At 72.8% G+C, this 20404-nt stretch carries 21 protein-coding genes; 6 read left to right on the forward strand and 15 right to left on the reverse strand.

Annotated features, from left to right (window positions below):
- Positions 1-26: 26 nt before the first annotated feature.
- The 9 genes from EV190_RS01600 to EV190_RS01640 form a co-directional block, all read right to left on the reverse strand.
- Entirely contained in the window at positions 27-1664 is a 1638-nt protein-coding gene (locus EV190_RS01600) for a hypothetical protein (protein WP_133739595.1), read from the reverse strand.
- Between the two features lie 70 nt (positions 1665-1734).
- On the reverse strand, positions 1735-3552 hold the full coding sequence (locus EV190_RS01605; RefSeq protein WP_133739596.1) for a type IV secretory system conjugative DNA transfer family protein: 1818 nt from the start codon (positions 3550-3552) through the stop codon (positions 1735-1737).
- A 5-nt stretch (positions 3553-3557) separates the two neighbouring features.
- A complete protein-coding gene (locus EV190_RS01610) occupies positions 3558-5174 on the reverse strand; it encodes a hypothetical protein (RefSeq protein WP_243742265.1) in 1617 nt (538 codons plus the stop codon).
- A gap of 15 nt (positions 5175-5189) precedes the next feature.
- Positions 5190-6656 (reverse strand): SCO6880 family protein, encoded by a 1467-nt coding sequence (locus tag EV190_RS01615; RefSeq protein ID WP_133739597.1) that lies wholly within the window; start codon positions 6654-6656, stop codon positions 5190-5192.
- A 16-nt stretch (positions 6657-6672) separates the two neighbouring features.
- A complete protein-coding gene (locus EV190_RS01620; protein WP_133739598.1) occupies positions 6673-8523 on the reverse strand; it encodes a hypothetical protein in 1851 nt (616 codons plus the stop codon).
- A gap of 86 nt (positions 8524-8609) precedes the next feature.
- The gene (locus EV190_RS01625; protein WP_133739599.1) at positions 8610-9011 is read right to left on the reverse strand and encodes a hypothetical protein; all 402 of its coding nucleotides are present in this window, start codon (positions 9009-9011) and stop codon (positions 8610-8612) included.
- A 22-nt stretch (positions 9012-9033) separates the two neighbouring features.
- Positions 9034-9444: a hypothetical protein gene (locus EV190_RS01630; RefSeq protein WP_133739600.1), complete on the reverse strand. Its 411-nt coding sequence runs from the start codon at positions 9442-9444 to the stop codon at positions 9034-9036.
- 111 nt (positions 9445-9555) lie between these two features.
- Positions 9556-9894 (reverse strand): hypothetical protein, encoded by a 339-nt coding sequence (locus tag EV190_RS23620; protein WP_208112984.1) that lies wholly within the window; start codon positions 9892-9894, stop codon positions 9556-9558.
- Complete coding sequence (locus EV190_RS01640; protein WP_208112985.1) at positions 9891-10436, reverse strand: hypothetical protein; 546 nt, start codon at positions 10434-10436, stop codon at positions 9891-9893. Before EV190_RS01640 ends, EV190_RS23620 begins: the two co-directional genes overlap by 4 nt.
- A 370-nt stretch (positions 10437-10806) precedes the next feature.
- On the opposite strand from EV190_RS01640, the gene EV190_RS01645 reads away from it, so the two are divergent.
- The 6 genes from EV190_RS01645 (at position 10807) to EV190_RS01670 (ending at position 15176) form a co-directional block, all read left to right on the forward strand.
- The gene (locus EV190_RS01645; protein WP_133739601.1) at positions 10807-11289 is read left to right on the forward strand and encodes a hypothetical protein; all 483 of its coding nucleotides are present in this window, start codon (positions 10807-10809) and stop codon (positions 11287-11289) included.
- Between the two features lies 1 nt (position 11290).
- The gene (locus EV190_RS01650; RefSeq protein ID WP_133739602.1) at positions 11291-12631 is read left to right on the forward strand and encodes a C40 family peptidase; all 1341 of its coding nucleotides are present in this window, start codon (positions 11291-11293) and stop codon (positions 12629-12631) included.
- A 52-nt stretch (positions 12632-12683) separates the two neighbouring features.
- Positions 12684-13262: a hypothetical protein gene (locus EV190_RS01655; RefSeq protein ID WP_133739603.1), complete on the forward strand. Its 579-nt coding sequence runs from the start codon at positions 12684-12686 to the stop codon at positions 13260-13262.
- Position 13263: 1 nt separating this feature from the next.
- On the forward strand, positions 13264-13902 hold the full coding sequence (locus EV190_RS01660) for a hypothetical protein (RefSeq protein WP_133739604.1): 639 nt from the start codon (positions 13264-13266) through the stop codon (positions 13900-13902).
- Between the two features lie 73 nt (positions 13903-13975).
- Positions 13976-14599: a hypothetical protein gene (locus EV190_RS01665; RefSeq protein ID WP_133739605.1), complete on the forward strand. Its 624-nt coding sequence runs from the start codon at positions 13976-13978 to the stop codon at positions 14597-14599.
- Positions 14600-14636: 37 nt separating this feature from the next.
- A complete protein-coding gene (locus EV190_RS01670) occupies positions 14637-15176 on the forward strand; it encodes a hypothetical protein (protein WP_133739606.1) in 540 nt (179 codons plus the stop codon).
- 151 nt (positions 15177-15327) lie between these two features.
- Here the strand turns inward: EV190_RS01670 and EV190_RS01675 are convergent, their stop codons facing one another.
- The 6 genes from EV190_RS01675 to EV190_RS01700 all read right to left on the reverse strand — a co-directional run bounded on the left by EV190_RS01675 (position 15328) and on the right by EV190_RS01700 (position 20390).
- Complete coding sequence (locus tag EV190_RS01675; RefSeq protein ID WP_133739607.1) at positions 15328-15750, reverse strand: YchJ family protein; 423 nt, start codon at positions 15748-15750, stop codon at positions 15328-15330.
- A 60-nt stretch (positions 15751-15810) separates the two neighbouring features.
- Positions 15811-16137 (reverse strand): hypothetical protein, encoded by a 327-nt coding sequence (locus EV190_RS01680; RefSeq protein ID WP_133739608.1) that lies wholly within the window; start codon positions 16135-16137, stop codon positions 15811-15813.
- Positions 16138-16346: 209 nt separating this feature from the next.
- Positions 16347-17735: a tripartite tricarboxylate transporter permease gene (locus tag EV190_RS01685; protein WP_133739609.1), complete on the reverse strand. Its 1389-nt coding sequence runs from the start codon at positions 17733-17735 to the stop codon at positions 16347-16349.
- A complete protein-coding gene (locus EV190_RS01690) occupies positions 17732-18154 on the reverse strand; it encodes a hypothetical protein (RefSeq protein ID WP_133739610.1) in 423 nt (140 codons plus the stop codon). Before EV190_RS01690 ends, EV190_RS01685 begins: the two co-directional genes overlap by 4 nt.
- On the reverse strand, positions 18151-19107 hold the full coding sequence (locus EV190_RS01695) for a hydroxymethylglutaryl-CoA lyase (protein WP_133739611.1): 957 nt from the start codon (positions 19105-19107) through the stop codon (positions 18151-18153). Before EV190_RS01695 ends, EV190_RS01690 begins: the two co-directional genes overlap by 4 nt.
- On the reverse strand, positions 19107-20390 hold the full coding sequence (locus tag EV190_RS01700) for a hydroxymethylglutaryl-CoA reductase, degradative (RefSeq protein ID WP_133739612.1): 1284 nt from the start codon (positions 20388-20390) through the stop codon (positions 19107-19109). Before EV190_RS01700 ends, EV190_RS01695 begins: the two co-directional genes overlap by 1 nt.
- Between the last annotated feature and the right edge of the window lie 14 nt (positions 20391-20404).

Consider the following 20404-nt stretch of genomic DNA (forward strand, 5'->3'; position numbering starts at 1 on the left):
TGGCGTCCTTTCGTCGGTGTGCGGTCTCACAGGGATGCGCGCCGTTCGGCGGACCGCTCCTGCCTCTGCCGGTGCTCGCCGGGGGTCCGCGCGCCCGGGTACTTGCTCAGTGTCGTGTTGCCGTCGATGACGACCGGGCCGAGGTCCGCGAAGTCGGCCCGCCGGACGGCCTCGGGCGTCAGCTCCGCGCCCTCCCTGACGGCCAGGACCAGTTCGGCGCCGGTGCCCGCTCCACGGCGCTCCCCGGTCCCGGCCCGCTCCGCCTGCTCGGTCCCCGTCCGCTCGGTCGGCTCCGCCGGGGCGGCGAGCCGCGAGTCGGGGTCGAAGAGGTGGCCGCCGGAGCGCCGGGACACCTCGTCGAAGGCCCCGACCGGGTCCTTCGTCTCCTGGAGCCGCCGCAGGTACTCGGTTCCGACCTCGGGGTTCGCTTCGAGGAGCCGCTCGCTGAACCCCACGAGCGACCGCAGCGCGGGCTCCGCGAGCGCGGTGGCCCCCGTGTCCCCCAGACCGCCGTGCGTGGTCCAGGCGTCCACGAGGTCGCGGAGCTCGCCCCGCTCCATCCCGCGCAGCCTGTCGGGCTCGGCGGTGAGGCGGGCCCACTGCTCGGCCAGGGGAACCGGTCCCCCGTCGGCCGAGGCGACCGGTTCGTCGACGTGCAGCGCGGCGTTCTCGACCGCGCTGATCCGGTCGACCGCCGCCGAGTCCGGGTCGGTCAACCCGGCCTGCGCCGCCTCCCGCATCAGCGACCGCGTCGACGCCTCGTAGAGCTGCGGCTCCCAGCGGGCGACGAGGCCCTCCACGCGCTTTCGCGCGTCGACGGCCTCGCCGTCCAGCGAGGCGATGGAGCTCAGCCAGGCGGCGTTGAGGTGGTCGAGCACCTCGCCGGTCGGCTTCGTCTCGGGGTCCCACTCCGCGAACCGCTGCCACGCCCCGTCCGGCCGGCCCTCCAGTCCCACGCCGTCCGGGTCCCCGACGGCCGGGTTGGCCACCGCGTACTTCCAGGCGTCCTCGAACCGGCCCTCGAACCCGAGCCCGCTGTTCCACTGCTCCGAGAGCCTGTCGATCAGCTCCTCCTGGCGCTTGTTGAGGCGCAGCGCCGAGTCGACGTCGCGGACGTCCATCGAGGCGAGCAGCCCGTCGACCGCCCCGTCCCCGTCCGGCCCGGCGACGTGCTCCCTGACGCGCGCCGGGACGTCGGGGTTGTTGGCGATCGCCGTTCTGATCACCCCGGTGAGCTCGCGGTTGCCGACCTCCTCCCGGGCGGTCCGGACGACCTCGACGTGCACCGTGTTGGCCGGCCTCGGGTTGGCCACGTGCACGATCTGGTTGCCCTCGGTGCCGTTGCGCGCGGCCCTGTTGCGCAGCGCCCGCGCCAGCAGGGCGCCCGCCACGAGCACGGTCAGTCCGGTTCCCACGGCCCGGCCCGCCCTGCGGCCGCGCCGGGCGCTGCCGCGCAGGAGCGCCATCAGCACCTCGAACACGGCCTCCCCGATCGCCCCGGGGGTCTGCTGCACCTGGTCGGCGATGGGCGTGCCCACGCTCCCGCGCCGGTCCGTCGCGTCCGCCCGCGCGACCGCCGTCGCGAACGCCGCCGCGCGGCCGTCCCGCCGGTCGGTCTCCGGCCGGTCGGCCTGCTGCCGGTCGGCCTGCTGTCCGTCGCTCATCTGCTCCTCGGCTCCTCTCCGTGCCGCGTCCCCGCGCCCTGGGCGGCGGGGGCGGCCCCTGTCGTCGGCGTCACGCGCTCCGGTCGTCGCCGTACCTCCGCTGGGCGCCCTCGGTGACCGACTTCTCGGCCGCCTTGATCGACGCGCTGACCAGCGGCGCGTCCGCGCCCGTGTACCAGGGGCACATCTTCAGCAGGGTCGCCTGGGCCGCGGTGGCGAAGAGCAGGGCCTCGCCCTTGCCGATCCTGCGAATGTCGGCGCCCTCCATGATCTCCTGGCGGCGCAGCTGCACCGAGTGGTTGCCCTTGCCGTCTCCGTAGCTGAACGACGTCGTGGACACGTCGTGCTGGCCGATCAGCTTGGACAGCGCTTCGACGATCTTGTGGTCGTCCAGTCCGGCGCCGAACAGCTTGACGGTCGCCGCCGACCACATGGCCTCCATCCCGTTCTCCGTCCAGACCCGGACCCCCTGCCGGTAGCTCTGCAGGATGGTGACGGGGATGATGCCCCGGGAGCCCAGGTGGGAGTAGAGGTCGGGCAGGTCGGCGATCTTGCAGATGTTGGCGGCCTCGTCCAGGACCGCGACCAGCGGCGGGTCGAGCCGGCCGCCCATCCCCTCCGCCGCCTCCTCGGCCGCGATGAAGACCGCGTCGGTCATCGCGGCGATCAGGGGGGCGGCGGCCGAGCGCGACTTGCTGAGCAGGTGCAGCGTCTGCCGGGAGCGGACGAAGTCGCGGGGGTCGAACTCGTCGCACGCGGGGTCGGACGGCGGGTTCACCCACCCCATGATCTCCGGGTCGTCCAGGCAGCGCGCCGCGGTCCGGGCCGTGGTGTAGATGCCGTCGCGCGTCTCGCTCACGATGTTCTGCGTCTCGCGCAGCGCCTCGGCGTAGGCGGTGAACCCGTTGTCGAACAGGATCTCGATCGGGCGCGGCTGCTTGGCGTCGTGCAGCCACTCCCCCACCCGCTCCATGGACTCCCCGTCGAGCGCCGCGGCCAGCATCAGTTGCGAGATGAGCGCCTTCGCGGCGGGGCCCCACATGTCCTTCTTGGAGTCCTCGTCGTCGATCGTGAGCACGAAGTGGCTGGCCAGCCGGTAGGCGTCCTCGACGGTGCGGACGTTGCGCAGCGGGTTCCACCAGAAGGTCTGCGACTGGTGGGTGACGCGCTGCGGGTCGAACAGCCAGACCCGTTCGCCGGTGCGCTCCTCCCGCAGCTTCGCCGTCGCCGCCCAGACGTCGCCCTTGTTGCTGGTCGCCAGGGCGGCTCCGGGCGCGTTGAGCACGTAGGGGATGGCCAGGGCGGTGGTCTTCCCCGCCCGGGGCGCCATGTAGGCGAGGACGGTGTCCTCCCACGACGCGAACAGCCGCGCGCCGGTCCGCCCCTGGGGCAGCTTCACGTCCCCGAGCGTCAACCCGACCTCGGCGTCCTTCAGCTCCTTCGGCTTCCTGCCGTCGAGGCTGGCCCGGCGCAGCCGGACCGCCTTCTCGGCGGCCTCGGGCCGGGCGAGCTCGGCGACGTCGGAGTTGCGCACGTTGAGCGCGGCGACCGGGTCCCCCTCGCTGCCGAACCGGGCGCGCACCAGGCCGAACCCCTTGACCCCGAGCACGCCCAGGCCCCCGGCCATCACAGCGGAGAACAGCACGACCAGGAGCGTGGGCGTTCCCGGCCAGGCGCTGGCGGTGTTCCCGGTCAGGAGCCAGAACGCCCACCGCGCGCCGAACGGGGCGACCTCGCCCGGGGTGACCAGCGCGGCGAGCCACGCCGCCAGCCACACCAGCAGCACCAGGCACACCACGCCCCACAGCGCGAGCACGACGAGCAGCGGCGGCGTGCCCGCGGCCATGGCCCCGCCGCGCGGCTGGTACTTGTTCGAACCCGTGGCCATCGCCCTCACGCCCTCCGGATCGCCTGGTCGGTGTCGTACAGTTCGAACTCGTCGCCGGTGAGCGTCATCTGCACCGGGATCCCCAGCCGCTCGGCGCCGGTCTTGATGAGGTAGCGGCCGCGTCCGGGGTGCAGGGTGCCCGGCTGCCAGGAGTCCGGGGACGACCACGACGACACCAGGCCCTGCTCGGGCTCGGTCAGCGGGGTGATCTGGTTGACCCGCGCCAGCTCGCGGGGCGGCAGGCCGGCCAGGATCGTGATCGCGGACCGGTCGACGAACCCGCGCGCCTTCGCCCGGTCCTCCTCGCTGGCCAGCGCCTCCAGGTCGCTCAGCGAGTGGGTCACCATCACCGACGCCATGCCCTTGCTGCGGTTCAGCCGGGTGAGGGAGTCGGCGTACTCGACCAGGCCGGGGGCGCCGCGCAGCGCGCGCCACAGCTCGTCCATCACCCCGATGTAGGAGCGCGGCCGGATGACGCCGTGCTCGGCGAGCATCGCCGCCGCGTCCACCATGCCGAACCCGTAGCTCCAGGTGCACAGCATCGCGGCGGTCAGCAGCTTGTCGCCCGCCGCCCCGACCCGGGAGATGTCGACGCTGACCCCCGGCGCCGACAGGTCGATCGGGTTCGTGGTCGGCCCGTCGAACACGCCGGCCAGCGACCCGGTGCACAGCAGCCGCAGCGTGAAGACCAGGTCGTCCACGCGCTCGTCGTAGTGGTCGCCGGACTCCGCGCGGGCCATGCGCCTCAGGTCGTCGGGGCCCTCCTCGACGACCCTGAGCACGTCGACGACGGTGGGCTGGCTCCCCGCCCCCAGGCGCTCGTCCAGCAGGTCCACCGCGGCTCCGAGCACGACCTCCTCGGCGTTGGTGATGCGGTCCTCGCGGATCAGCGTGCACAGCGCCATCAGCAGCGAGATCCGCCGGGAGCGGACCTCCCACCGGAGCTGCTCGCGGTCGTCGGCGTTCAGGTGGGCCAGGGAGGTGCCGAGCGGCCCGGCGTCGAGCGGGTTGATCCGGTCCAGGCCCCGGCCGATCCTGACCACCTGCCCGCCCAGGTACTGGATCAGGCTGGTGTAGTCGGGCTTGGTGTCGCCCAGGATGATCGCCTGCGTCCCGAAGGCGACCGCCCCGGTCACCATCCGCTTGACCAGCGTCGACTTTCCGGTGCCCGGTTGGCCGAGCACGAAGCAGCCCGGGTTGGTGACGAGTCCGGCGCGCAGCCAGGCCAGCGGGTCGAGGCACACGACCTCGCCGGAGAGCAGGTCCCGGCCGATCGGGGTGCCGACCGCGGGGGGCTTGCTGCTGGTGACGAACGGGAACAGGCCGCACGCCTGGGCGGTGGTGGCCTGGTACTCGGGGACGTGGGGGATGTTGATCGAGGCGCCGCCGCCGCGGTGCGCCCACCCCATGACCGGGGGCGGCGTGTCCTTGCCGTCGCCGCTGAAGGGCTCCGCCCCGGGGCGTCCCTTGCCGCGCCCGGGACGCCCTTTCCCCGCGCCCCGGGCGGCGGCCCGCTGGGCGGCGTGCTCGCGCCGCACACGCGCCCGCTGCTCCTTGCGCTCCTTGCGCGAGAGCCGCCCGGCCGGGGCGTCCTTGTCGTCGTTGGTGCTGGGGGAAGCCATGGGGATGTCTCCTGGTCAGTTCCGCTGGGCGAGGTAGGGAGGGCAGACGCCGAGCGGGAGCGTGGTGGCGAACGCGACGTCCTGCCCGCCCCACGCGCGGCGCAGGCGGATCCGCGACGTCTCGGCGGAGGACTCCGTGTGGGAGACGGCCCGGTCGAGCTCCTCGGGGTTCTCGACCGTGACCGACGTGTACAGGCTCATCTGCACCAGCCCGGCGCCCATGGTCTCCTCCCGCGCCGCCTGCTGCGCGTAGGCCAGGTCCTGGCTGTCCCGGGCACTGACCCGGTGCCGGATCCGGGCCGACATCTCGCTCTTGTACTGGGCCGCGGTGTTCTGGCCCTCCAGCGCGCGCGCCGCCGAGGAGGCGGGCCAGTGCCGGAAGAGCAGCGTCGTCCGCTTGTTCCACCGGGTGGGGGTGAGCAGCTGCGACAGCACGGTGCTCGTCACGTGGGTCCGGGGCGCCTGCTGCCAGACCCAGGCCACGCTCATGCCGCTGTCGTGGATGTAGCGGTCGTGCAGGGTCTCGGCGGAGACCGGGGTGGCCTCCGACCAGTTGTCCGTCTCGATGGGGTCCTCCTGCGCCCCGAGCATCTGCGCCATCACGCCGCGGGACGCCGGGTCGTAGGCGCTGCGCACGGTGGCGACGAGCTGCTGGGGGGTGGCCCGCCCGACCACGCTGACGCCGCACCCGCCCAGGCCGTTCTCGATCTGGTTGAGGAAGTTGTTCACCTCCGCGGCCGCCTCCATCCGCCCCTTCGGGTTGGTGGGGAACATGCGGGGGTCGAAGGTGATCGAGACGCGCGTCTCGACCTGCGCGCTCACCGCGGGGGCCAGCGCGACCAGCTCTCCGAGGATGCGGCGGGCCGGTTCGGGTGCGGCCGGATCGACCTCGGCCGAGATCTGGTCGCGCAGGGTCGACCCGGGGTCCGGGCTCGACTCGACGGTCACGGCGGTCCACTGCACCCACGGCATGTAGCCGAACCCGGCGAGCCAGCTGTGCCAGTTGGCGACCCAGGTGTCGACGTCGCCCTCCTCCGCGAGCCACACCGAGTTGGAGGAGACCAGGATGGTCGCCGTCATGTGGCCGAGCCGACGGTTCCACGCGATGCCGAACCGGCCGTTGCGGCCGTCCTCGACGGACAGGAGGGTGATCGGCGCCAGGACTCCGGGGAGCTGGAGGGCGCGGGGGTGCTCCACCATGACGCCCGCGCGGTAGCGGGTGCGGCCGAGCAGCGTCGCCCACCACCAGCGGAGGCGCGTCAGCATGAAGCTGAGCAGCGACGCGCCCTGGACCGGGATGAGGGCCAGTGCGAAGACCACCACGAGGGGCGGCACGACGTAGGCCGCGTACCGCTGGTCGAAGAAGGCCAGCACCATCAGCACGACCAGGCTGGCCATGAGGAGCATCGTCGAGACGAAGCCCAGGCCGAACAGCCCGATGCTGCGCTTGCGGCGCCACCCGCCGTAGGTCCGCTGTGTCATTTCTTCTTCCTCGGTTCTAGACCGCGCCGTCGGGGAGGTCGTGGGTGTTGTCCTCCGCGCCCGTGGGGGTGGAGGGGGCGGTGCCCGTGGCGCCGTCGGCGACGGGCGTCCGCGTCGGGGCCGTGCCGCCGGCGGCCGTCGGCGTCGCGGGGGGCGTTCCCCCGCCCGTCGTCGGCGCGCCCGTGGGGGCGGACGTCTGGCCGCTGCTGCCGGTCGCGCCGGTGGCCCCGGTGGTGCCGGAGGGCGCGTCGGTGGAGGCGGGGGCCGCCGTGAACCCTCCGCTCTGCCCCGCGCCCGTGGGCGTGGAGGCCGTCGAAACGGTGGGCGAACCCGTGGTCGAACCGGTGGTCGATCCAGTGGTCGAACCACTGGACGACCCAGTGGGCGAACCGGAGGACCCCTGGACCGCCCCGAACGCCCCCGGCTGCCCCGCCCCCGTCGGAGTCGAAGCGGTCGAACCGTCGGGCGCGCCGGTCGTGCCGGAGGGCGCGTCGGTGGAAGCCGGAACCGCTCCGAACCCCCCGGGCTGCCCCGCGCCCGTCGCCGTCGAGGCCGTCGAAACGGTGGGCGACCCCGTGGTCGAACCCGTGGTCGAACCACTGGACGACCCAGTAGACGAACCGGAGGACACGCCCGCCGTGGTCGTGTCCGCCGCGCCCGCGGGCAGCACCGATCCGTTCTGCGACGTCGTGCCCTCGTTCCCGGTCCCGTCCTGCCCGGTGGTCGAACCGCTGTTGCCGGACGTCTCCTGCCCGGTGCTCCCGAAGCCCCCCTGCGAGCCGCTTCCGGTGGAGACCTGCGACACGGTGCCGCCGCCCTGCCCGAAACCGCCGGACCCGCTCAGCGCGGCCGCGCCCATGGCGGTGGCGGTCCCGCTGGTCGTCGCCATGGTCGTCGCCGAGGGCAGGCCCTGGCCGACCGCCGCCGCCCTGGTCATCGCGCCGGAGCTCTGCGCCGCGTTGCTGGCCCCCGAGAACCCGAATCCGCCGGAGCCGTTGCCGCCCTGGCCGCCGGAGTTGCCCGCCGCGCTGCTCGCGCCGAAGGCGACGGCGCCCCCGGTCAGCTTGGCCGCGACGGTGCTGAGCAGACTCCACAGCATCGGCAGCGCGCCCGTGGCGATGAGGATCAGCGCGACGCCGAGGAAGTACTGGAAGAGCCCGTCCTGGTCGTCGCGCGCCTCCGTGTAGAAGACGAAGCCGAGGGCGTAGATCAGCACGATGACGGGCTTGTACAGGATGGAGCCGATCAGCCACCCCATGACCTTGGAGAAGATGGAGGTGCCGGGCCCGGGGATCATCGCCGCGCTGGCCGCCAGCGGCAGCACGGCCGCGCAGATGTAGATGACGCCCTGGGTGTAGAAGAGCGCGACGATCTGGATCGTGGCCCCGACGACGAGCGCGATCCCGATGATGATGCTGAGCAGCATCCGGAACGGGCCCGTGATGAAATCCCCCGCGTCCTCGGGCACGCCCGTCAGGTCTCTGGCGAGCGCCTCCCCGAAGTTCTCCGCGACGCCCTCGTCGAGTAGGTAGCCCGCCAGCCCGTTGCTGAAGTCCACGAGGCCCTGGATGACGAAGACCCCGGCGAACGTGGTGAAGACGAGCATCAGCAGGCCCTTGACCGTGTCCATCATCGGGTCCAGCCTCCGGTACCAGAGGAGCCGGATCGCCGCGACCAGCAGGCCCGCTGTGGCGAGCAGCGTCACCACCGGGAAGACGAGGTCCTGGAACGCCGAGATGCCCTGGCTCTGGTCCAGGTCGCCGGTGTTGTCCACCGCGGGGTTGTTCCAGAGGATCGAGAAGATCCCCTCGATGGCGGGCTCGATCAGTTCGCCGATGTCTTCGTATAACTGGTCAAGATTGGCCATTGCACTTCCTGGTCACGGCGTCGGTACGGCACGGGGGGCTGGGGGGTGGGGGCTGGGGCGGAACCGGCCGACCGGACGGGGCCGGGTCAGACCCTCATGTCGGGGGAGTCGTCCTCCGTCTCCTGGGTACCGGGCTCCTCGTCCCTCGGCTCGACGGTGGGGGCGTTCCGCTCCAGGTAGACCTGCCAGACGGAGGGGGCGTCGTTGGGTTCGGCCCCCCTCAGCAGCACGGCCACGAGCGGGGCCGCGACCATCAACAGGATGATCCCCAGCAGCACCCACGGCAGCTCCCCCATGCCTCGGGCCGCGATCCAGGGGTCGCCGGTGAAGTTCGCCTGCACCATCTTCCCGGCGATGATCAGGACGGCGATGATCGCGATGACGACGCCCAGGCCCATGACCCAGCCGAGGATGGTGTTCCCGCACGCCTGCCATCCCGCGTCCGCGGAACCGCACGGTTCCGCGGCGAGGACGAGATCCGTCCGCACGTTCGTCTTCTCCCCTCGTTCCTCAGACGTTCTGGGGCTCGTCGTTGCCGGGTGGCTCCTCGGGCGGCGTCCACACCGGCCGGATGATCTCGGGTTCGCCGCCCCCGGGGGCCTGCTCGATCAGCAGCGTGACGACCGACGTGGCGATGAGCATGAGGAAGATCCCCATGAACGTCCACAGCAGCCCTCCGACGCCCTCGGCCCCGAGGTCGGCCCGACCGCCCTTGGCCGCGACCATCTTCCCGGCACAGTAGAGGACGCCGATGACGCCGATCACGGCGATGACCCCGCGCCCCCAGGCGAGCATCTGGTCGATGGGCGGCAGGACCGCGGACGGGAGCTGCGGCTGGGGGGCCCAGTCCCGGACGAGCCAGAGGCCCCCCGGTCCGGCGGCCTCCGCGATCCATACCGACGCGCTCAACAGGATGTGCACGACCCTTTCTCCCACGGCCTCGGCGCCGCGTCCGGACGTGTCCGGACGCGGCGGGGTGGTTCCGCCCGCGAGGCGGCCGGGGCGGGAGCCGACCACCGGCGGGCGATGTCATCAGACGTCCGCGACCGCCCCCGGCAGCAGGAGCGTGATCACCGGGACCGCGATCAGCATCAGCGAGATGCCGAGGACGGTCCACACGAGGCCGCCGACGCCCTCGGCCGCGAGGTCGGACCGGCCGAACTTGCCGACCGCCATCTTGCCCGCGCAGAACAACACGCCGATGATCCCGATGATCACGATGACGCCGCGTCCCCAGGAGAAGAGCGTGTTGACGGACGCGAGCGCTCCGCTGGGGACCTGGACCTCGTCCCCCCACCCGTAGGTCCCGACGTCGGTGTTGAACGGGAGGTACGACTGCACCTTGGTGTATCCGAACAGCAGGAGGTTCATATCCGCTTTTCCTGTTCCTTCGTGTCCGATTCCGGGGAATCTACCGTCCCGCACAGACGCCGGATCTCCGCGAGGGCGCGTTCGGCCTTCTTCGGCAGCCCGACCCTCCCCGCGTCCGCGATGTCGGCGTAGCGCAGCCCCGCGACGAACGGGAACCGCACGACCCGCTCCACCCGGTCCTCGACGAGCCGGAGCCGCACCGTCGCCTCCCGGGGTTCGGGGCCGGAGCCGTCCGCGACGACGACCAGCCCGGCGACGGTCGTCCCGGAGCCGCTGACCCCGGTCACGGCCTCGACCGCCCGCGCCGAGGCCGGCGCGCTGTCCCGCGTCACCAGGAGCAGCGGTCGGCCGAACGTCTCGATCCGCAGGGTTTCCGACTCGTAGCTCCCGAGGTCCCACTGCGTGCCCAGGAGGGCCGCCAGCGTACTGGTCCCGGCGCCTCCGTGGCAGCCGAGCAGAACGCAGTCCGTGGTCGGGGCCTCCTCCGCGGTACTGCTTTGACCATTGGTTTCCCGACCCAGGCGTCGGCCGAGCACTGCCACGGTGTTCACCCCTTCACGCGCTTGACGAATTCGCGGACGTCCTCGAAAGGACCTGGCGCGGTTTCCCGGTCACCCGGCTTCCTCTCGCATAGATGTGCCTTTCGGCGCTACAGTTCCGTCTTTCGTACGGTTTTCTGGCCGGATCCGGCCAAACCGCAGAGGAACCTGGGCCGGAGGATCGACATCTGACATTAGTCGCGAATCGGCTGTCAGAAGAAGCCCGTACGGGCCTTCCACCCCCCGCACGTTCCGTCCCGATCGGCGCCATGACCGGGATCGGCCACGATGAAAGGCGATCGTGAACGACCTCGACAACAATTCCCGGCGGGTGCTCCTCATCATTGCCGCCGCCGCGGTTATCGCGTTGACCTTGGGTTTTTCCATAACGCGCCTCTTCGGGGAGAACGATCCCGCCGTTTCCGCCGACTCGCCCCCCTCCCCCGCGAACGGGACCGACGTGGTCGGCCTGCTGCCCAACTCCGAGGACGAGCTCCGCCAGGCGGTCGCCGTCGCGGAGGAGTTCACCGCGGTCTTCCTCAGCGGGGACGACCAGCGGGCGGGGGAGCTCGCCACCCCCGGCTACGCCGACATGCTCGCGGCCGGGGGCGCGGCCCCGCCGGTTCTGGGCGAGGAGGTCCCCCCGTCGGCGGCCGACGTCGAGGTCGCCGCCGAGGTCACCGGCATCCGCGACCTCGCCGCGGACAGCGTCACCTACCTGGTGCGCGCCGACGTCACCGCGCCGGACGCCGGTGAGCAGCGGTTCGAGTACGCGGTCAACCTCGCCCGGAGCGACGGCGCCTGGCTGGTCAACGGCTTCCAGGACGCGGCCCTGGGCGACGCCGGGGCGGTCTGACATGGACGACGGGACGGAGGCCGCCCGGCCGTCGGCGGTCCGGCGCGCGTGGCTCGCCGCGCGCGCCCGGCTGCGCTCCGGGCGGGCGAGCGACCTGGGGCGCGGCACGCTCTCCTACGCCCTGGCCGGCTCCCTCTTCATGGGCTCGACCATGGTCGTGGTCGGCGGCGAGCAGATCTTCGACTACCTGGGCCTGTCCGGCGGCGGCTCGGGCGGCTGCTCCACCTCGCTCGGCGGGTTCACCGGGAACGCAGACCCGGACTCGGTCCCCGAGAACTTCCTGGAGTACGCCAAGCAGGCCGGTGAGCAGTTCGACATCCCGTGGGAGTACGTCGCCGGGATCTCCTGGCGCGAGACCAACCACGGCCGCATCCCGGACACCGCCGTCTACGGCTCCCTCGGCCGGCGGCCGACCGGCATCGTCTACGGGACCGCCAACCCGGCCGGGGCGGCGGGCCCCACCCAGTTCGGCGTCAAGCACCCGGAAACCAGGGCGACCGGCGGCCCGCTGGGCGACGCCGCGAACACCTGGGGCGGCGAGGCGGACCAGCCCGCGAGCGAGCGCACGGCCGCGCCGGGAACGAACGGCCAGTGGTTCGGCATCGACGGCAACGGCGACGGCAGGGTCAACGCCTGGGACCCCGCCGACGCCGTGCACTCCACCGCGGGCTTCCTCCGCTACTGGATGGACCGGGGCCACAGCCTCGAATGGGCCGTCGGCCGCTACCACGGCTCCGGTGTGGGCGGGGCCTACCAGCAGGCGGTCAGCGCCAAGGCGGCGCAGTACCGGAGCGGCGACTTCACCGTCGCGCCGCCCAACGGGACCACGACCGACTGCGCGGACCAGGCGCTGAACGGCACCGCCGTCGAGAAGGTCATCCAGTACGCGCGGGCGCAGATCGGCAAGCCCTACGTCTGGGGCGGGATCGGCCCCGGAGGCTACGACTGCTCGGGGCTGCTCTGGCGGGCGTACCAGGCGGCGGGCCTGCCCGAGCGGTACACGTCGTACCGCTGGACCACGGACACCATGTACGCCATGGACGCCGCCCGGCAGGTCTCCCTGGACCAGGCCCAGCCCGGCGACCTGATCCTCACCGGCGGGTCCGGGGGCGGCATGCCCACACACGTGTCGATGGTGACGGGGCGCCGGGACGGACGGCTCATGGTGATCGAGGCGTACAGCAGCAGCGTGCCGCGGGCCGCGCAGATCCACGAGCACGAGTACGACTCGGGGCAGTGGCCGCAGCCCGCGTTCCGCGCGGTCGTCCGGGTCAGCCACCTCTTCCCCGCCGACGGCTCCGACGGCGCGGACACCGCCGACGTCCGGCGGGCGCCGGTATGACGGCACCGCGCACCGACCTTTCGAGAGACACGCGCCAGGAGGCACGAGCGACATGCGGGACCGGTCCCTGTTCCACCGCGACTGGCTGGCGATCGGCGCGGTCGTCGCCGCGCTCGCCCTGCTCGCCGCGTTCGCCGTCACCCGCCTCGGCGGCGACGGCGGCGAGAGCCCCCCTCCCGCGCCGGGAACGTCGATGAGCGACCTCCTCCCGGTCACCGAGGACCAGTTCCAGCAGGCGCTCGCCGTCGCGGTCGAGCACGGGCGGGCCATGGGCACGTTCGACCCCGGGGAGACCGAGGACGCCTACTTCGCGCGCCTGGAGGAGACGGCGGACTCGCAGTACGCGGGGCTCCTCTCCGGTGGGGGGTCGGCGGCCGCGGCGACGGTCGGCCTGTTGGCGGAGTGGGGCCGTCCCGCGACGGGGACCGCCGAGCCGACCGGGGCGCCGATGATCGCTCCCGCGCTCGTCACCGTCGAGCTGTCCCTGCGCGCCGAGGAGGCGGGCGGCGGGGACTCCCTGGACCTCGGCGTCGTCCACGTCTCGCTGCGCGAGGACGGCGACACCTGGGTCGTCATCGGGGTCACCGACGCCGCGCGGCTGGACGCGCTGCAGGGCGAGGGGGTGATCTGACATGGCCCGCTCGCGACGGCCGCGCCCCCGCCGCTCCGCGGACCTCGGCCGGGCGAACCTCGGCGCGGGGCTCGCGGTCTTCTTCGCCGGGACCTTCGCGCTGGTCACCGGGGTCCAGGCGGTCGACACCTACGGCGTGGGGACCGGCGGCGGCTCCCCGGGCGTCCGCTCCGGCGACATCCCCTACCACGCGGACGACATCACCCCCGGCGGCGCGCTGGTGGACTGCGGCGCCGGGGTGGTGACCGAGCTGACCTGCCAGGCGTACAAGGCCGTCGTCGCCAACTACCCGGAGTTCGAAAGTTCCCAATGGGGGTGGTGCTACCGGCCCGGCCCGCCCGACCACGGGACCGGCCAGGCGTGCGACTTCATGACCAACGTCAACGGGGGCACGGGGACCGACGCGCAGAACGCCGTCGGATTCGAGCTCTCCCGCTGGCTGATGCGGAACCACGAGCAGATCGGGGTCAAGTACGTCATCTGGCGGCAGCACATCTGGAACCCGTCCCAGGGCGACGCCCCCTGCGTCGACCAGACCACCGCCGAGTCGCTCGACCAGAGCTGCTGGCGGGTGATGGACGACCGGGGGAGCCACACCCAGAACCACTACGACCACGTGCACGTCTCGTTCCTCTACTGAGACGCGCCATCCGCCCCGGCCGTCCGGCCGGGAGCGGCGCAGAACCGGGAAACCGAGAAGAAGGAGGAAGGACATGCCTCTGCCATTGGTGGCCGGCGCCCTGCTCGCGGTGGGCGGCCGGATCGCCGTGTCCGTGGGGGGAAGGGCCCTCCTGTCCGCGGGCACCAGGATGCTCGTCGGGCAGGGCGCCCGGGTCGCGACCCAGCAGGGCGCCCGGGGCCTTCTCCAGCAGGGCGGTCGGGAGCTCCTGTCGGAGGGCGCGTCGTCGCTCGTGGAGGGCCTGATCCCCAACCCGCTCGATCCGACGGGGATCATCGGCGACCTCGCCGAGGAGAAGCTCGGCTTCAACCCCCTCAGCCCCATGGACATGCTCTCCGAGGGCATCGACCGCCTGACGGGGTCGGACTCCGACTCCGACTCCGATTCGAACGAGTCCTCCTCCGACTCCTCGACGAACCGGAACGGGTTCGACCTCGGCGACGCCCTCGGCAGCCTGGGGAGCCTGGGCGGGATCGGCGCCATCGCCGGGCTGCTCGTCGCCGCGATCCGGGCCCTGGCGTCCGCGGGAGACGGCAACAGCAACGGCAACAGCAACGACGGGGGGATCGTCCGGGTCGGGTCCCGGCCGCTCCAGTCCGCCTACAGCGGAGACGACAAGGTGCGGCGGGCCGACCAGGACTACACGCTGACCGCCTGACCGCCCACGGCAAGACGACAAGAGAGAGGAGTACGGCATGGTCGCGACGGCGCAGGCGCCGAGATCGATCCTCGCCGAGTTCGACCTTCCCGGTCGGCGCAGCACCGAGGAGGAGCGGGACCTCCGGAGCAACCCCTACGACGGCGCCTTCCAGACGCTGGCGACGACGGACGGCGCGGTGGTCCCGGCCGGCACCACCGGCTCGGCCGACATCGTCCAGGTGCGGGGCAGGAAGCCGGGCCCCAAGGGCGGCGACAACGACAACGGGAACAACAACAACGGGAACGGCACCGAGACGAAGCCGGACGACAACCGGAACAACGACCGGAACAACAACGGCAACGGCCGGAACAACCGGCGCGAGTTCGACCTGGACCTGGAGGGCGGTCAGAACCAGGACCAGAACCAGGGACAGGAGGCAGGCCAGACGGCCTCCGGCGGGCTCCGCCTGGCCTGGGAGAACCCGCTCGGCCTGGTCGACTCCCTGGTGGACCTCTCCGGCAACGGGGAGAGCCCCCAGCGGCCCGCGTACGGGATGACCGTGGGCCACCGGAGCGTCCGGACCGCCCGGCGCTGACGCCGCGGCCCTCCCCCGCCGGTCCCTCGGGAGGGACCGGCGGGGGAGGCGGGCCCGGCCTCTCCGGTGATCGTGGCCTTTCCGGGGCCCCGGGCGCGGTCGGAGCCCCGGAAAGGCCGGGACCACCGGTAGGAGCGCGGAGAACGCGGGCTCAGCCGTCGAGCGCGTCGAGGTAGGCCCAGGCCCCGTCGTGGCGCAGGAAGCGGCTGTTCTCGTCGAGCGCGCCCTCGCGTCCCTTCTCCCGGTAGACCGCCCGGAAGGAGACGGTGCCCTCCGTGTGGAACGGGCTTCCGCCGGTGGCGGCCAGGACCTCCAGGCGCACCCACTCCAGGCGGGGGTCCAGGGTGAGGTCCGGCGGCCGGGTCCGGGGGTGCCAGGTCCGCAGGAGGTGGTCCCGGTCGCCGACGGCGAACGCGCTGTAGCGCGACCGCATCAGCCGCTCGGCGGTGGGGGCCTCGGCGGCTCCCCGGTGCAGGGGGCCGCAGCAGTCCCCGTAGGCCGCGTCCCGCCCGCAGGGGCAGGGCGCGGCGTCGGTGACCGGGGCCGGTCGGGCGCGCGGGCTGTGTCTGGGCATCCCCACGACTGTAGACGGTTCCCCCCTTGCGGCGCCTGCCGGTCCGGCCGGGGCGGGGGATCAACTCGCGGGGATGAGGATGCTCCTCGTCGTGAAGTCGGTCTCCTCACCGGCGGGGAGGAGCACCGGGTCGCCCACGCAGTCCGTCTCCGGGTACAGCTGGACGTCGACGTCGAGGTCGTTGACCAGGGTGGTCGCGGGGCTGTGCGTCCAGACGAGGGGCTTGACGCACACCTCGTAGGCGGGCGGGGTGTACAGGCGCCAGTTGTAGCCGTCCGAGGTCCACCACAGCCTTCCTTCGGCGGCGAGCGCCGGACTCGCGGCACTCACCGCGAGCAGGGCTCCGACGGCGGCGGCGGTGGCGAGGGTTGCTGCCCGGTACCTCAATGTCACTCCATCGTTCGGAGACAGGAGCGAAGAAGGACAGGAATCCCTTTTCGCACGTTTGTGCGTATTTTACTAAAACTTTGCCCTTTCGTCGCGAGATTTTCGGGAAGAGGATCGCGGGAAGCCGGCGGGCGACGGTCCGGGAACGGCGAAGGGGCGGTCCGAGCGGACCGCCCCTTCTTTCGGTGGCCGGTCTCCGGCCCCCGGTCTCAGCCGACCAGCGCGAGGATCTGCGGGACGGTCAGGACCGCCACGTAGAAGCCCATGAACTGGACGCCGGTGTGCACGTTGAACACCTTGTTGAGCAGGCCGCCGACCAGGCCGACCGTGATGGCCACGCCCACGGCGAGGAGGCCGCCCTCGTACATGCAGATCACCATGATGAGCCCGGCGAAGGCGCCGATGATCGCCTCGTGCGAGACCTTGCGCATCACGAAGGAGGCGGCGCGGTGGGCGTAGGTCATCGCGAACGGGTAGGCGATGATCGCCGCCAGGGCCACGCCGAGCAGGCCGTAGACCAGGAACTCCCCGCTGGAGAGCAGGTTGTGCAGGTTGTTCGTCTCACCGCTCTCGGCGTCGACCGTGTACACCGGGGGCGCGTTGAACAGCGGTGCCGCCGGGCCCGCCGCCATCGGGGACAACGGCAGCCCCAGAGCGATCAGCGGGATGAGGGTCTCGGCGATGTAGGTGGACTCGGTGGTGCCGTTGCGCACCGCCATGACCGAGGTGAGGCGGTGGTAGCCGTTCTTGATCCGGGCCCCGGCGATTTCGCCCATGAGCACGGTCATGGCCACCGGGGAGAACACGAACGTCGCGCTGGAGACGCCCGCCGCGGCGCTCGTGTAGGCGAGCTGCTTGCGGTCGAGCACCTTGAACGGGTTGGGCACGCGGCCCTTCCACGTGCGGGTGTCGGGCGCCAGGTCGAAGCCGCGCGGCGCGTCGCGGCGCAGCGTCCGGCGCCCGCCGGGCGAGAGGGCCGTGAACAGGTCGGCGATCAGCGGACCGGTGGCGATGCCCAGGAAGAAGCTGATCGACAGGCCCGACCCGGTGGTCTGGGTGACGAACGCCTGGAGCCCCACGACCAGCAGGACGAAGGGGACGAGGGCCAGGACCGCGGCCAGCCGCCCCTTGGAGGTGTAGGCGATCAGCACCGCGGCGACCACGAAGATCCACGGGGCGGCCTTGCCGATCGTGTCGGCGAAGGGGCTCAGCAGCCACGCGAACAGCACCGCCAGCGGCACCGAGACGAACGCGGCGATGACGCCCCCGGAGATGGCCTTGCGCAGCGCGATGTGCGGAACGCCCAGGTCGCGCAGCATCTGCGCGTCCCTCAGCATCGGTACCGCCATGGTGTCGCCGGGGATGCCGAGCAGGGCGGTGGGAATGGCGTGCGTGATGTGCTTGGCGACGACGCCCGCCATGAAGAAGGTGAACACGCCGGGGGCCGGGACGCCGAGCAGGACCACGAGCAGGGTCAGCGGGGCGACCGTGGCCGTCTCGTCGGTGCCCGAGACCAGGCCGATGAGGGCGAAGACGACGGCGCCGACCAGCCCCATCGCCAGGGCCCACGAGGCGTCGGTGAGCAGGTCGGGACTCATCTGGCCGCCTCCTGGTGGCGGCGCTCGTGCTGCGCGCGCAGGTCGTCGTAGAGGCCGAGCGCGCGGACCTCCTCCTGGACGGCTTCCGGCAGTTCGGCCGGGTCGCCGAGCGGGCCGTACTCGGCCTCGATGGCGTCCATGGTCTCGGCGCGGCCCTCGCTCGCGGCCGCCTGCTCGGTCACCACCCGCTTGGGCTTGAACAGCAGGGCCCCGGCGAACCCGGCGACCAGGCAGCCGGCCAGCCCGGCCAGCAGCGCGTAGGAGCTCGCCAGGGACGCGTCCGGCGACACCCGCGAGAAGAAGTAGTCGGCTCCGAGATAGAGAGGGGTGGCGATGCCGACCCCCAGGGCGACCGCCCCGATGGTGTGCCTGGCATCGACGGTGTCACCCCAGATCTCCAGCAGGTTGGACATGGTCATTTCCGTTCCTTGAGGGCCGCGACCACACGCGAGGGGCTGGGCCGCCCCAGGTGCGCCGCCAGCCAGGTGCTGGTCTGGACGAGGGCGTCGAGGTCCACCCCGGTCTCGATGCCGAGCCCGCGCAGCATCCACACCAGGTCCTCGGTGGCGAGGTTCCCGGTGGCGCTGCGGGCGAACGGGCAGCCGCCGACGCCTCCGGTGGAGGCGTCGAACTCGCTGACCCCGGCCTCGAGCGCGGCGTAGACGTTGGCGAGCGCCTGGCCGTAGGTGTCGTGGGCGTGCAGCGCGAGGCTCCGGAGCGGCACGCCCGCGCCGTCCAGGGCGGCGACGAGCGCCTTGACGTGACCGGGCGTGCCGACTCCGATGGTGTCGCCGAGGGAGACCGACTCCGCCCCGAGGTCCCGGAGCCTTCGCGTGGCCGCCACGACCTCGCCGATGGGGACCGGTCCCTCCCACGGGTCGCCGAAGACCATCGACAGGTATCCCCGCACGGCGAGGCCCTCCTGGCGCGCCCGTGCGACCACCCGCGCGGCCTCGGCCTCCGCCTCGGCGCGGGGGCGGCCCAGGTTGGCCCGGGAGAAGGACTCGGTGACGCTGAGGAAGACGGCGATCTCGCGGGCTCCGGCGGCCAGGGCGTCGTCCAGGCCCCGGAGGTTGGGGACCAGCACCGGGTGCCGCGTGCCCGAGGCCGTGTCGAGGGCGCCCAGCACCGCCGAGGCGTCCGCCATCTGCGGGACCCGGGCGGGGTTGACGAAGCTGGTCGCCTCGACGGTTCCGAGGCCGGCGGCCACCAGGCGGCCGATCAGCTCGACCTTGGTGTCCGCGGACAGGACGGTCCGCTCCGCCTGGAGGCCGTCGCGCGGCCCGACCTCGTAGACGCGCACGCGCTCGGGCAGGCCGGGCTGGGGAACCGCCATGGGCAGGCCCGGGGGGTGGGGGCTCCGGTCGGTCATCACCGGCTCCGCAGCTCGGCCAGGACGGCCTCGGCGCGGTCGTGCCGGAAGGCCTTCTCCGCGATCAGGGCCGCCACCACCCGGTCGACCTCGCCGTCCCGGGCGCCGACCGCGAGGGCGATGTTCTTGGCGTGCAGGGACATGTGCCCGCGCTGGATGCCCTCCCCCGCCAGGGCGCGCACCGCGGCGATGTTCTGCGCCAGGCCGACCGCGGTGATCAGCTCACCCAGCTCGCGGGCGGAGGCGACCCCGGTGACGGCGAGGGCGGCGCGGGCGGCGGGGTGGGTCCTGGTCGCGCCGCCGACCAGGCCGACCGGCATCGGCAGCTCCAGGGTGGCCACGACGTCGCCGTCGGCGTTCCTCTCGAAGGTGGACAGCGAGGAGTAGACCCCGTCCGCGTTCACCGCGTGCGAGTGGGCGCCCGCCTCGACGGCGCGGGTGTCGTTGCCGGTGGCCAGCACCACGGCGGAGACGCCGTTCATGATGCCCTTGTTGTGGGTGGCGGCGCGGTAGGGGTCGGCGGCGGCGAGCTGGTAGGCGTGGATGACGTCCTCGGCGATCGCCTCCCCGCCCAGGGCCTCGGCGTCCAGGACGGCGCGCGCCCGGCTCAGCCTCAGGTCGGCCTTGTTCGTGAGGATGCGCAGGACCGCGCGGCCCCCGGCGATCTCGGCGAGGCGCGGGGCGACGGCCTCGGCCATGGTGTTGACGGCGTTGGCGCCCATCGCGTCGCGCACGTCCACGACCAGGTGCGCGACCACGTAGGTGTGGGCGGGCGCCTCGACGACGCGCACGACCAGGTCCAGCACCCCGCCGCCGACCTCGGCGAGCTTGGGGTCCTGGGCGGCGGCCAGGGCGATCAGCTCGTCGCGCGCCTCCAGGACGCGCAACCGGGCGGCCCGCGGGTCCACCACGTCCACCACCTGGACCTGCGCCTGCATCACGGGGCCGGTGCTGCTGGTGGTGAACCCGCCCCGCACGCGCGCGATGCGGGCCGCGTTGCTGGCGGCGGCCACCACGGAGGGCTCCTCGGTGGCCATCGGTACCAGCACGTCGCGCCCGTTGACGGTGAAGTTGGTGGCGATGCCCACGGGGATGCCCATGACACCCACGACGTTCTCGATCATGTGCCCGGCGGCGTCGAGGCTCAGGCCGCCCGGGTCCAGTGCCTCGAACGCGGCCGCGTCCACGCCGCTCTCCCGTGCCACGGCCGCGCGGCGCTCCTGGACGCCGAGTTTGCGGAAACCGGTCAACCTGCTGTTGTGAGCCACTCTGCTCGCCCCCATGGAACGGGCACCGC

Origin of the sequence: Actinorugispora endophytica, assembly GCF_004363075.1 — a bacterium.
GTDB classification, from domain to species: Bacteria; Actinomycetota; Actinomycetes; order Streptosporangiales; family Streptosporangiaceae; genus Actinorugispora; species Actinorugispora endophytica.